General features: G+C 41.8%; 10 protein-coding genes. 2 read left to right on the top strand and 8 right to left on the bottom strand.

Annotated elements, in window-relative coordinates; translation table 11 throughout:
- Positions 1-1,069 precede the first annotated feature (1,069 nt).
- From EO111_RS07920 to EO111_RS07935, 5 genes are all read right to left on the bottom strand, one after another.
- Positions 1,070-2,197: an efflux RND transporter periplasmic adaptor subunit gene (locus tag EO111_RS07920; RefSeq protein WP_206168942.1), complete on the bottom strand. Its 1,128-nt coding sequence runs from the start codon at positions 2,195-2,197 to the stop codon at positions 1,070-1,072.
- A gap of 331 nt (positions 2,198-2,528) precedes the next feature.
- Positions 2,529-2,609 (bottom strand): putative holin-like toxin, encoded by an 81-nt coding sequence (locus EO111_RS08480; protein ID WP_370106745.1) that lies wholly within the window; start codon positions 2,607-2,609, stop codon positions 2,529-2,531.
- 355 nt (positions 2,610-2,964) lie between these two features.
- Complete coding sequence (locus EO111_RS07925; RefSeq protein WP_164727628.1) at positions 2,965-5,856, bottom strand: AAA family ATPase; 2,892 nt, start codon at positions 5,854-5,856, stop codon at positions 2,965-2,967.
- Complete coding sequence (locus EO111_RS07930) at positions 5,846-7,090, bottom strand: DNA repair exonuclease (protein WP_127011221.1); 1,245 nt, start codon at positions 7,088-7,090, stop codon at positions 5,846-5,848. Before EO111_RS07930 ends, EO111_RS07925 begins: the two co-directional genes overlap by 11 nt.
- Position 7,091: 1 nt before the next feature.
- Entirely contained in the window at positions 7,092-8,492 is a 1,401-nt protein-coding gene (locus EO111_RS07935) for a PLP-dependent aminotransferase family protein (protein WP_127011222.1), read from the bottom strand.
- A 701-nt stretch (positions 8,493-9,193) separates the two neighbouring features.
- On the opposite strand from EO111_RS07935, the gene bioB reads away from it, so the two are divergent.
- A complete protein-coding gene (bioB, locus tag EO111_RS07940) occupies positions 9,194-10,210 on the top strand; it encodes a biotin synthase BioB (protein WP_009353994.1) in 1,017 nt (338 codons plus the stop codon).
- Between the two features lie 283 nt (positions 10,211-10,493).
- Here bioB and EO111_RS07945 read toward each other — a convergent pair whose 3' ends face one another.
- The 3 genes from EO111_RS07945 to EO111_RS07955 are packed head-to-tail and all read right to left on the bottom strand — an operon-like array spanning position 10,494 to position 13,867.
- Complete coding sequence (locus tag EO111_RS07945) at positions 10,494-11,810, bottom strand: DUF445 domain-containing protein (RefSeq protein ID WP_127011223.1); 1,317 nt, start codon at positions 11,808-11,810, stop codon at positions 10,494-10,496.
- On the bottom strand, positions 11,807-13,036 hold the full coding sequence (locus EO111_RS07950; RefSeq protein WP_127011224.1) for a DUF445 family protein: 1,230 nt from the start codon (positions 13,034-13,036) through the stop codon (positions 11,807-11,809). The genes EO111_RS07945 and EO111_RS07950 overlap by 4 nt, the downstream gene beginning before the upstream one ends.
- Positions 13,037-13,867, bottom strand: a complete 831-nt coding sequence (locus EO111_RS07955; protein WP_127011225.1) for an MBL fold metallo-hydrolase — start codon at positions 13,865-13,867, stop codon at positions 13,037-13,039.
- A 233-nt stretch (positions 13,868-14,100) separates the two neighbouring features.
- On the opposite strand from EO111_RS07955, the gene EO111_RS08485 reads away from it, so the two are divergent.
- Entirely contained in the window at positions 14,101-14,190 is a 90-nt protein-coding gene (locus EO111_RS08485; RefSeq protein ID WP_370447304.1) for a putative holin-like toxin, read from the top strand.
- Positions 14,191-14,393 lie beyond the last annotated feature (203 nt).

Raw genomic sequence — 14,393 nt, forward strand, 5'->3', positions numbered from 1 at the left:
TGAAACCCGCACTCTGGCTTATGTTTACTTCTTTCGAAGTAATTACCTTTTATTGTTCAGTTTTCAAAGATCAACTTCGCCTTTACAACACTGTGTTGTGGCGACTAGATTATAATAACAGATTCACAATATCGTGTCAACAGTTATTTTTAATCTTTTTTCACTCAATACTCTTAGGAGTATGAACGCTCAGTTCTCTCGAACATGTTTAATAGTATATTCCATTTCCAAATAAAAAGCAACCCCCAATTTTAAATTTTTATGCTCGTCCTCTAAGTATGTATATAATAATTTAATGCTCCTAGTAGACAACGAAGTTATACCTATAGCATCTTAAAACTTTCATCAAATAATATCCTTATCTCTACGCAAATAGGATGTCGTACTCTACCAATATTTTATCTCTTCATTAACCAACCCTCTCATGTGTTGAACCTTTATATCTATATTATTAACTACATCATACAAATATATGAACATTCCCCCTACCAACCACTCATATACTTCCCATCTGAGGAACGCTGTTTTGAGTAGTAGCCTTGTGGCGTTATTATTGACTAAATCAAGCAAACACAAGAAGAGCACGGTGTGCCCCCGAACAAACATTATGAAATACCGTTTGAGAGGGGGTATACCGTGCTCTTCCCTTTATCACATATAGTTAAACCACCACAGGCTACATAGCATCACAAGAGATGATTCATTATGAAATACCGTTTCTAAAGGAATGTACCGGCCTCTTCCCACACATCATCCCCGAAGAGAACGCAGTCATGCGTAGTAGCCTTGTGGCGTTATTATTGGCTAAATCAAGCAAACACAAAAAGAGCACGGCCTACTCCGAACATAATAAGTCTAGGTCACGTTCATATGTATCATAATCGCATATTCCCTAGAAGAGCAGGGCATGTTCCTGAAGAAACATTATGAAATACCGTTTCTGAAGGAATGTGCCCTGCTCTTCTTTTTACTTCATAGAATATTAACTGAACGTGACAACGCTATACAGGGGTATACCGTGCTCTTCCTTTTGCACTATTTAGTTAAAACCGCCACAGGCTACATAGCATCACAAGTGAACGCTTTCGCCCAGTTCGAAGTTCCCTTTACTTGTCACTACTCGATCTGTCGGATTTAACCCATCAAGTATTGTCACAGCACCATCCACTTCTAATCCAATCTCAATTGTCTTAATATCAATTGTATTTTCATCTGTTAACACATATACAAACTTACCATTCTCACCATCACGAATAACTTCTTTAGGCAAAGTAAGCGCCGGTGCTTCCGCTTTCGTTTCAATCACCAATGTATAGAACTCTCCAATCGTCACTTGTCCAGATTGTACGTTAAAAGTTGCTTTCACCGTGATACTCGGCCCTGATTCGGTTCCCACAAATGTAATCTGTCCCGGCACCTGTGTTCCATTTACATCTAAATAGACATCCACGCCACCAGTAATGCTGGGCTGCTTCAAAATAGATCCAAAGCTTTGTGGGACACTCAATGTGGCCACCACTGGAGAATCTTGTTGTATAAGAATAAGTGGCTTCCCTTCGATGGCAATCTTTCTATCTTCATTATAAATAGCTGCTACTCTACCTTCCATCGGTGAAAGCACTTGCGCTGCCGCCATTTGTGCTTGTATTTTAGCGATGGCTGCTTCAATACCCGAGGTATCCGCCCCAGATCCGCCTGAATAGGAAGGAACCGTTACCACTTGTGATTGCGCCCTCGCCGCAATCGTTTCAAACTCGCGATTCGTAATAATGCCAGCATCACGCATATATCGTGCCCTCTCCACATCCGCTGATGATACGCTACCACCCACCACTGTAGTCGATGTACTCTGTTGTGGCGCCCGACTCCGTGCCTCCTGTAACTGTCCTAATAAAGATTGCAGTTGTTGCTGTAGTGATGTGGTATCAATCATAGCTAGCACTTGACCAGATTTTACTATGTCACCTACTTTCACAGTGAAAGTAGACACCGGCCCCGATACCGTCGGTTCTACACTAGCCTTATGCATTGCCGTAATATTTGCCTCATGACTGATGCGCACCGGCATTTGACGTTCTACAGGGTTCATCACTTGCACCGTTTTAGGCTGCATCCATGCGAATACACCACCTGCAACGAGTAGTGCCGCCACCACTATTATATATATCCAATATTTACGTATCCAAGAATAGTTCATCATACACTCCTCTCATATAGAGAGTATTATACTACTCTTAATCAGTAATATCTAGCACACACTAGACTAGACCGTACTAGGTACTAAAAACACATTATATACCGATGGTATCTCCACATACAGATAATCAAGACCTTAAGCCTTAAGGTAAACCGTTATCCATGGTAGCCTTGTAATACATCTATAAACCGTGCTATAATAAATGTAACAAAAGAAGAGCCATCAACGTGTGAAGGCGTTAGGCTCATCTGGAATACTATAAAATGATGACCTAACGTGTATAAGTAATGGGAATACTTATTAAATCGTTAGGTCTTTCACATATCAAAAATTACTTTTTTAAGTATGTGAGTAATGCTAATAATAAAATACCGAAACCAATTATCAAAGATAATGCTTCAAATACCGTCATATTACCCACCTCCTTTACCGAGTAAAGAAGATGAACCTAACATCACGTCAATGACTCTTCTAATTTATATTATACTACAAAAATTTCTCGTATCGTGAACTTTTTGCTAAATAAATCTATAAGCCAACCTGTGCTATAATGAATCTAACAAAAAAAGAGCCTCCCAAAGGAACGCCGTCACGCGTAGTAGCCTTGTGGCGGGCCTTTACTCACTAAATATACGAAACACAGAAACGAGCAACATGTTCCTGAACAAACATTACGTAGTACCGTTTGTGAAGGAATGTGTTGCTCGTTTCCCTTTACCCTATTTAGTTAACCCCGCCACAGGCTACATAACGTTACAAGTGACGACTTATATAGCGTTAGAAGTGATGCCCATACCTATAGCCTCAAGATTATATGTATGCGCATTTTCGCTAGCTAACTGGCTCGTCGTCTCATGGCAAGTAAATAAAAATACTTGTGTATGTTCACTAATTCTTTCTATTACCTGTAACGTCAACTTTTGCCGTTCTAAATCAAATCTAACTAACACATCATCTAACAGTAACGGTAAAGATTCTACTTTTTCAGCAAATGACTCTGCCAAACTAAGTCGCAATGCCAAATACACTTGATCTCCCAGTCCACTACTCCATTTACATAAAGGAATCTCTCGTCCCGTTGTATCTTTTACATATGCCCCTTTATGCGCATCATCCATATGCAGAGTATAGATACCACCTGTCATGGCTTTCACATAGGCAGACGCTCTCGCCAGCATCGCCGGTTGCCGATCTGTTTCGTATTCTTGTTGTGCTAGTTCCATGCCATGGTTGATGAATACATAAGTCATCCACTCTTCTAAAGCTTCTCGAAGCTCCGCTTCTAGCTGTTCTTTTTTCAACAATGCTTCGGACACTGCATGAGATGTGCTCAAGTGGCGCATAGATTCCTGCAAGGTCCCCCGCTCTTCATACAATGCCTGTAAGGATGATTCAATATTCGCTAATTCCGTTTCACTGCGGGAGTACTCTAATTCCCACTTCCCTTTATCATTGCCTTGTAAACGACGATACCACACATCCTTATGAAATTCTTTCGGTGCCAACAAATCCAATTGTCGCTGACTTTGCCGATAAATCGTCTCCCACTGCTTATATTGATCCTGTTCCAATAAGCGCTGACGATATTCTGCCGCACTCTTAGCACCACCTTTTTGAATCAACTCTTCTTGGGCTAAGAATAACTCTTTTTCTTTCTTGCTCCACGTAGCATATTCTTCACGATAGTTTTTACGCTGGCTTTCCTTTTGCTCCCACCGCACACGATTCTGCTTATGTAATTGCAATTGATGATAGACTACACGCAGCTCTACGATAGATGGCAATGTCTGCAACTGCAAGGAGCTCCACAATTTTCGACACCGATTCACAATCGCATCCAATTGTTCATGATGCAAGCCCACTTGCTTTTGGTAGCCCTCAAACTCACGTAATCGCTCATGATACGCTTGATATTCTTCTTTCATGCCATAGAATGCATCATCTCGGTTCGTCTGTTTAGCCGCCTTTGGCAACCAGGCTTCCCAGACATCCATGGCCTCAGTGCCTGCCGCTTCCAAGGTTTTACCTTCCGTCACCCACTGCGCTTTCATTACTTCGTAAGCCTTAAAATGGCTTACATCCTCTTCATAGCCTTTGATTTGTTCCGCTACTTCCTGTATATCTGAAAGTAAACTTTCATACTCCTCTTCCGTAGTTGGCATAGTTCGTTTAGCTATCTCTTCCAAACTTGAGAAGTCTTTAACAGATGTGTTCGCACCTACTGAATCTGTTTTTCTCGCCTTATATTTTTGAACTATTAGAGCCACGCCTAGCAATACCCCTAGGATGCCCGCTATAGCCTGTGTACCAAACACATCTGCATAAGTCATATGCCAAGCTAATAGGATTATACCTAACACTACTAATACTGTTCCACCTATATAGTAAGCTCGTCCCGATTTCACTATTACCTCAGGCTCAGCCTGTTGTCCTAATAGGTATGCATTCTTGAGAGCTTCTAGGGCAGTTTGTTTTTCTTCTAGCCCTCTCACTGCATCAGCTACCTGAAGGGCTCTATCATCCTGTGGAAACGGCTCTCGACGTTGCCATGCCTCATAGGCTTCACGAGCACTTCGTAATTGCCGTGCTGCTTGTTCCCCATCATGCCAATTCACATCTCTAGGAAACTCTTCTACATCACGCCAATACTTATGAGATTTTCCTATGATTGCCAGTTGCGCCTGTACTTTTTCTAGATAGAGATCTCCTTCACGGCATTCTTTTTCTAACTGTGTCCACTTAGATATCTCTTGGTACAAACTTTCAATTTCTTGCTCATACATTCCAAGCCTATCTTCGGGATCAAAGTTATCTGGTACTAGCCCTTCCTCTTTACCACGCCACACACGCATATACTCTTGGCAGCGACGAATTTCTTCATCTAACGCTAAAAACGTTTCTCGTTCTAAAGGCTCATTCACATGGAATTGATGCATATGTTGTTTTGCTTCTTCTGCCCGTTTATACGTATCCCAAGCACGCAAAACACGTTCCACTTCTTGTAGATACTCCTTGCGCTCTTGCCGTTGCTCTTGCAATGCAGTTTCTTTCTGTTCTAGCTCTACTAAAGAAGCTTGCCATGTATAATACTCCTGTTCTCCTTGCTGAAGTTTACGGATTTCCTGTTCTGACTCTTGCAAACGGTCCAACAAAGCATTAATGGTTCGCTTACCAGTAGGTGATGCTACTAATAACTGACTGGCTAATTCATCTACATCTTTCACAAGTGTACCCAGAGATTCTCCGCCCTCAGCACCAAAAAACCGAGTTCTCACGTTTACTTCCTGTATGATGTCTACCCCTTGTAGATCATCTAAGGTAATAGCAAAAATGCGATCGTACGTCTTTTTATCTAGTCCTTGCCACCATAATTCTGCTGGCTCTACGGTATAGCGCTCTCCTCCTACCTCGTAAAAGTCTAGTTCTTTTCCTTTACGCCCAATATGGTATGTGTGACCTCCTCGCTCCACTAGAATATATCCATCTACAGGCTCTTCTTTCCTCTTTGTTCCCAGTAAAATACCACGAAAGGCTTGGAGCAATGTAGTTTTTCCGCTCCCGTTCGGTCCATATAACACATGTAATCCTGTATCATGGGGCTGAAATCTCCACTTAGTATAGGGGCCATATTGTTCTATATATATCTCTTTAATCTTCATGATCATTCCCCTGTAATAAACGGACTCCATCACGTCTCGCCTTTTCATAGGCAGATTGCAACATAGCCTCTGTCACTAGTCGACTATGCGTTCCTAATCGCTTCCATTCTGGGCGAGCTTTTACAATCATTTCTAGTGCTTCTATCCCCGTATGCATGGAATCGATAGCTTTCACATAATCCCTAATCATCCCCGGTGCTATACTTGGATGACTAATACTACCTAATTCACAATCGATACCGATAATATACACTCCATATTTACCTGTCTCTTCAGCATGAGATTCCTCTATCCAAGTAGCTCGAACCTTGCTATCTCGTGCCATCTCTGATAAAGGTCCTGCTCCTATCAAGCGAATCGATAACAAAATAGATATATAAGATTTCCGTAACATCTCTTTTTTGTGACGCAACATTTCTAACATTTCCAATACAGATTTTACTTGTCCTAAATCAATAGTCTCTTCAGCAAAACGGATGGCATTCGTCTCATAAAATTGCGTTTCTACAGCACCACGACTAGATACATCCACTACATAGCAACCTTTCGGTCCGCTTTCACCACGATGCAATCCTTGTGTGTTTCCTGCATACACAATATATGGATGATCGCTAATAATTTGACGCTTATGAACATGCCCAAAAGCCCAATATTGAATAGGAATACTACGCAAGGATTCCAGTGTACAAGGTCCTGTCTGATCATGCCCTTCATGTATGCCTACCGTACCATGCACAAGGGCAATGGAAAAAGGATCGCTCCGTAACGGATGAATAGTAGAGGCCATATCTTCATATTGAGTACTATGGTCAATACTCCGGCCATAGAGACCCGCTACCTCTTGTCCTCGCACTAGAAGCGGAAACCGTTCCACCCGTTCAGATGAAAAGATATGCACATTCTTTGGCAACGGCATATGTCGTTTCCAACTATCAGCAGGATCATGATTACCTTGTACTACATAAACAGCAATCTGTTCCTTATCCAAACTTTCACATCCACGTACAAAATGCATCTCTGCTTCTAAAGGATGGTCTACTCCATCATATACATCACCTGTAACCAGAACTGCTGCTACACGCTGACGAATAGCTAGATTTACAATATTCTGAAAGGATGTATAGGTAGCACGTACCATGGCTGCATCTAAGGATCTGCCAAATGATTTTAAATAGCGAAAAGGCGCCCCTAAATGGAGATCCCCACATTGTATAAATCTAAATGGTATACCCATATTATAACCCTTTCCATGCCTTTGCTAATACCTGTACTGCCCGTTCTAATTCACAGGTAGGAATACCGCTAAAAGACAATAAAACCTCCACCATATCGGTGTCCACCGTATCTAACACCTTAACATCACAAGCCGATGCTAAGGCTCGTAATACCAACTGTTCTCCATCCACATACCTGAGTCGCACCCCTGCATAGACTCCTCCTTCAGGAGCAACCACTTCATAAGTATCACCCAAATAGCGTCGCAATAAACTAGTAAAATACTTACTTTTTTCTAAATAGTGTTTTCGAAGCCGACGAATTTGTTTATTCCATTCCCCTGCATTCATATACATAGCCCATGCCAACTGTTCTAGGACACTAGCACTTTGCCCGTAATCTTTACGATGACTATGAAAGTCTTTATACAAAGTGATTGGCAATACAAGATAGCTTAATCGAATAGAAGGTGGTAATACCTTCGATGGTGTGCCCATGTAAATCACGCAATCATTTCTATCCATTCCTTGTAAGGATAATACAGGCTTCCCATAATAACGAAGTTCACTATCATAGTCATCCTCGATAATATATGCCTCTTTATGCTGAGCCCATCGCAACAATTCCATTCGTTCTTGTATCGTCATGATGCGTCCCATACTATCTCCATGAGATGGCATACAATAGACCACATCTATCTGCGCTTTTTGAAGAGTATGGATTCGCCCCGGAGAACGCATATCTAGTTCTAGCACAGAAAATCCATAGTCCTTCCAAACTGCTTTCGCAAAACTAGGACTTTGACGATCCAAAGCCACCTTAGATTTTCCTTGACGTTGCAATAAAGAGACGATCATTTGCAAAGAATTAAGAGTACCACTAGTCACAAGAATACGATCTGCTGTAGCTCTTACACCTCGTGCCTGTTGCAAATATTGATTCAACGCACCCCGCAGTTCTGGTTCCCCTTCTAATTGACCATAGGTCATAAGACGTTTCGTATCTCGTAAGGCATATCCAATAAAACGCTTCCATCGCTTAAAATCAAATCCTTCTGGATCCATGTCTCCGGTAGCAAAATTGTAGAGAATCGGAGATTTCACTGGTGAAAGACTTCCTTCACAGGACATATTCCATGTAGGATAATTCTGCATCATAGTATCACAATCGCCACCTAGAGGCTGCACAATCTCCAATACCTCATAAGGGGCCTTGTTATGAGCTTGAATATATCCTTCCGTAGCCAGTTGTAGATAGGCTTGTTCCACCGTAATCTTACTGACCCCTAACTGTGCCGCCATAGATCGTATAGAAGGAAGCCGTTCCCCTGGACGGTATAAGCCCTGCTCAATATGTACTTTTACAGCCTCATATACCTGCTCGTACATGGGAATCCCTGCATTTGCATCTAGGACAATCATCTAGGCCCTCCAGAATAACAAACCTTACGCCCTTACATGTATATATCTATCTTTAACTCTCAGTTCTTGGGCGGTTCCTTTTATTACTCCATTATCCCCAAAAATTAAGCTATTATTTCTAAAATATATTCTTACTCTCTATTATAAAAGTAAACACGAAAAATGACTACACCAAAAATTACAACGATTTTTCTCCATATATTCACGTAAAGTCTAGTGATATTTGCATTTAGCAATAAACAATGCTATACTTAGCATATAAACAAGAAGAGCTAATAACGTGTGCTGGCGTTAGGCTCATCTCAAAAGAATGCAAAATGAAATATGCCTAACGTGCTAAGGTGTGTGAGACCTTATCCGTTAGGCTTTTTCATTGTCTATTTTACTAGATCAATGAACTGAATTGCTAAACTAACAATAGAAATCATCAAGGAGATTTTTTCATATTTAGTCATAGCAACCACCTCCTCCCTTACGAGGAAGAGATGAGCCTAACAACACGTCATTAACTCTTCTACGAACCCATTATACCACAAATTCTACATATGGAATAAAATTCTATAAGCGCAGAATACCTGCATAGCAAAATAATCTCCGCTCTCTGTTAACGCTTATACTATTGACGCAAGTTAACAATAATTATATAATGTAGTCATTATGATGTAGTCATTAAAATCAAACAACTATTACGAGGTGTAATTATGGAAACTGTATCCAAATCTATTTCCTATGAAACAATCATAGCCTACGCGCAAAAAGTATTAGATGGTGGCGAGATCACTCGTGAAGAGGCAGAGCAGCTGATTCACACATCTGACGAAGACACTATGATTCTTTTAGCTATGGCTGATAAAATCCGTCAAAAGTTCAATGACGATACAGTAGACCTATGTGCCATCGTGAACGCCCGTTCCGGTAAATGCCCAGAAAACTGTAAATTCTGTGCTCAATCCGCCCATCATGACACTGGTGTTACTGTGTATCCTTTCATGGAAGAGGATGAAATCGTTAACGCTGCTAAAAAAGCGAAAGAAGCTGGCGCTATCCGCTTCTCCATCGTTACAAGTGGCCGTAACACAAACAACCCAAAAGAGTTCGAGCAAATCTTGAGCGCTCTCACTCGTATTCGTAAAGAAACTGGGTTAGAGATTTGTTGCTCCCTTGGTTTATTGACTTACGAGCAAGCCGTGCAATTAAAAGAAATTGGTGTGACACGTTATCACTCCAACATCGAAACAGCACCAAGCCATTTCCCAGACATTTGTACAACACACTCTTATGAAGATAAAATGTTCACTATCTCCAATGCACAAAAGGCAGGCATTCGTGTTTGCTCCGGCGGTATCTTGGGATTGAATGAAACCAAAGAGCAACGTGTTGAAATGGCATTCGAGTTAAAACGATTAGGGGTAGACTCCGTTCCTTTGAACATTCTTAACCCTATCAAGAACACACCATTCGAAAACAATAAACCAATTCCTCCATTGGAAATTCTTCGAACCTTTGCTGTGTTCCGTTTCGTATTGCCAAAGGCTTTGATTCGTACGGCTGGCGGTCGTGAAGTGAACCTTCGTGACTTACAATCTTACGCATTAAAAGGTGGTTTGAACGGTATTATGGTGGGTGGTTACCTAACAACAGCTGGTCGCTCTCCATTAGATGATCTACAAATGATCAAAGACTTGGAGCTCAACCTTAACACCGTGCAAGAAGCATAATCCTATCACTGTAACAACGAAACTTTTCATTACCTATATGTCTCAATTAGAGAGCTGCAACCATATAGAACTTTCAAATGAGAACAGGGGACCCGATTCCATCGAATCTGGGTCCCCTGTTTTTTAATATATATTCGATTTGCTAAACAATGCGCATCACAGAACGTGTATCCTATATACTATTAATCCAATCAGAAAACAGCCATATACATTCTATTCCAATCGAAATACATCCACACTATAGAACTGCACTCCGCTTACACTATAAAATATTTTCTAGAAATTATAGTATTCCTAGTCCATGCAACACTGGCTCATACACATAATACAAGAACAACCAGGTCCCCAATCCTGCTACGCCGCCTACGAGGGCACCGTTAATGCGGATCCAAGCAAGGTCTTCTTCCACCTTACTTTCAATAAAATGGATGAACCGTTCTGTACTTAAGCTTTGTAGTACTTCACGGATGATGATACCGATAAACCCATGGCTCTTCGAAGCAATGTGCAGCATAATATGAGTTAAGGCTTCTTCTAACCGTTCCACCATGCCCGGCTCTTCACAGTAATGATTCCACAACTCTTGAAAACTCGATTCCAACGCAATGGCCATTGGCGATGTCCCATCCGCAGATACCATGCCTTCACGAATCCGTGGGCATACATACTCTTCTAACATGAGCTCCCAATCTTGCACATCGATCCACTGTTGAATAGCATCGTCCAAGGTCTTTGTGATGCTTCGGTTCGACGCCATATGTTGCAAAGGTCCTACCCATTGATGCAACCACACGAGGCGTTCCGTACTGTTCGGCTGTTTCCAGCGCTCCAACATTTGATGCACTTCTTCGATGATGGCCCGTGCCATTTCTTGGACGTTCACGATGTTCAATCCTTCTGAAAGTCCAATGAGCATGGCAGACACTACATCTTTCTTGCGCTTTTCGATTTCTTCCTCAATAACCGCTTCTAGCCATTGCTGTGCCTTCGGTGTATACAGAGCCCTCTGCAAATAGTCGATGCCGCGAATGACCACACTTTCATAACGATTGTGCTCACACACATGTAGTAAAGTCTGTTGCATAGGACCGATAAAAGACTGATTATGCAAAAATTTCCGCAACCGTTGTGCACCCCATTGGGCCCACTCCCGATCACTACGTCGCTCCCACAACTCCGACAGCACGGTGGCAATCCCTTGGCGCACCGTATTCCGTCCTACATCACTACGAATATATTGGTCTATAAACGGTACAAACTGTACCCGTTCAATAGCCCTTTTACATTGATCATAGGTGAGAAGTTTCGTATTCACCATGCGGATAATCCCCTCAATAAGGCGATTCTTATTCCGTGGAATCAGTTCCGTATGAAAGGACACACCCAAAGGCTTTCGAAATAAAGCAGTCACCGCAAACCAGTCCGCTACGCTACCGATGAGAGCAGATTGAACAAACCAATACAACCCATCATACCAAGGAGCCGTGATATACCACTGTCCCCACCATACCAAGCCAAACAAAACCGCCATGGTGAGCAGCAAGCGATTCGCATAGGTTGTATAGAGATTCCTAGTAGTTTCTATCATACGAGGGCTCATAGGATCCCTCCTTTCAGCAAAGTCAATCCATAGAAGAGACCACCTAAAATAGCACCTACTAAGGACCCATTGATGCGTATCATCTGCAAATCATAACCCAGTTTAGATTGTAATATGCGGGTAATTTCCTCTGGTGTGAATCGATTCATCTCGCGCACGACGATGTGTTCAATCCAAGGGCGTACGTAATTTAAGACATGCAACAATTGGAATAAAATAAACCGCTCTGCCTTGCGACCTTTTACAGCATTCGTTTCCAAGCGCTCAAAGAAATGATATAATTCCGTTTCCCCTTGCTCTACATAACGCGCAAGGTCTAACGTATCTTCCAACACATAGCCGTCTTCGATGAATTCTCGGAACCAAGCATTCTTTTTATCTTCTAGTTTTTGTTGCCACTGTCCATTCTGTGCAAGTTCATCCACTGCCCATCGAGCCTTCGTGTATACTGCAGACCCCAAGGGCGACTGCAAGGATTCTTGGCTCATCAAATAGGCACAGCCTTTCACCTGTATCATGTGTGTAATGTATTCCGGTGAAAGTGACTCCCCACCTAATGCTAACGCCAATTCTCGCAAAAATGAATGGTCTGCATAGCGATTCATCACAGAGGATACTAGCCCTAATAAGTAGGGGCGAATCCCTTCCGCCGCTAGCAATCGTTGAAGCATACGGTTGATGTGCATCCATAGCACCTCTGCTCGTTCTGGTTCTAACAGCTGACGGCACAAACTAACCACAAAAGGCGTCACGCGCCAAGACTCCACACCATTCTTGATGTGCCCTAGCAATTGCTCTTGCAGTAAATTTTCTTTCACATAGGGCAACACATGGTCTTTCAGTTCCTCAAAACACACATGCACATACCCCCGACCAGTGGCACTGTTCATAAATGACACAATCCGCCCTGGTACACGTTCCTGTTTCAGTACCTCGTACATATGAGATACCCGAAGGAGTTCGTCCACCATCATATGCCGTGCCATTTCCACGAACCGTTCCTTATTCCTAGGGATGAGCGCCGTTTTGAAAGGAATCCCCAAGGGTTTCGTAAACAGTGCTGTCACCGCATACCAGTCAGCTAAGCCACCAATCATGGCAGCCCCTGAAATATGCGTGATGAGACCCCATAAAGGATCTCTATGCAAGGGATAGGAGACTAAGAATATGACACTCATCAGTACTAGTAACGCCGTTGCTCCATGACGTTGTAACCACACTGTCATTTAGTTCACATCCTCTATTACATCACCCGGTTGTTCCGGAATCCAGCAACGTTGGTTTGGGTATGTGTGGCGGAATGTTTCCGAGGGCACCCAAATAGATCCATTGGCATGCATAGGAATAAATAGTTTCGTGTTCATTATACCTAACACTTCTAAGGCTCCCCACTCACGAGCTACTTCTAATCGAGCATCTACAGGAAACATCATAATATCCACAGACAAACCTATTAGAGGTGCAAATTCTTTCTCCTTTAACGCTTTTGCCTCTGCAATATTCTCAGGCGTATCTCCAGACCAATGCCACCAGTTTAAATCTCCTGCGTGAAAGATGCGATGCGTACCTGTATCCACCAAGAATGAACCGCCTTCATCAGTGGAACCAAACATGGTGACAGTCAGATTATCTGATTCTAATGTGTCGCCTACTTTCATGGAGTGCAAAGAAAACACATGTTGTACCAATTCTTCTGTTAGATGTTTCTCTGTCATATTTTGGCCTTGATTAGAACACCCTTGTTTGATTCTTTCTAACACCAAACTAGCTTTCTCAGCATCTTGCTTATCCCCTGCTGTCTCCTGCAATTCCTTGAAAATATCTCGCAAAGCTGGCACATCTTCATGGTACCAAACACTGTGTATATATGGTAAATATTTGAAAATTGATTTCACGTAATGGTCATGATGGATATGGGATACAAAAACATGTAACTCGTAACCTTGTGCTACTAATGTATCTATCACTCCGGCTGGATCTTTCCAGTAATCAAATACATAGGCCCGTCTGCCATCTTCAATGACAAAACCGCTATGTTCTAAATAGGTAACTTTCATATTAACTCCTAATTGATAATTTTATTGATTACCTTCATTATAACATATTTTCCTTTTCACATATATAAAAAGGCAATCTGTCACGCCCAATCAACCTACAAAAGATTAGAAAACGGATTGCCCTTTTATTAGTAATTACTTTATTTTTCACATTACGAATATTATTATGATATACTATAGCCATGAGAGTCTCTAACGTGAGTTAGGTTCATCTTTCTTACTTAGTAAGGGAGGTGAGTAATATAACCGTATTCGAAGCAATTTCTATCATGATTTTATTCGCTATGTTCCTATTAGCATTACTCACTTATTTGAAGAAATAATCTTTAAATATGTGAAAAGCCTAACGCTATAATAAGTATTCCTACTACTTATGCACGTTAGGCCCATTCTATATCCCAGATGAGCCTAACGCTACCACCACGTTATTGGCTCTCTTTTTATATTCCCATTATATCACATGTCAGGTAACACTAAAAGCACAAATTAGAAAAACCCTCCCAAGGTATGCACCTCAGGATGGTTT

The sequence above is a fragment of the Veillonella sp. CHU594 genome (assembly GCF_003992265.1).
Lineage (GTDB): Bacteria > Bacillota > Negativicutes > Veillonellales > Veillonellaceae > F0422.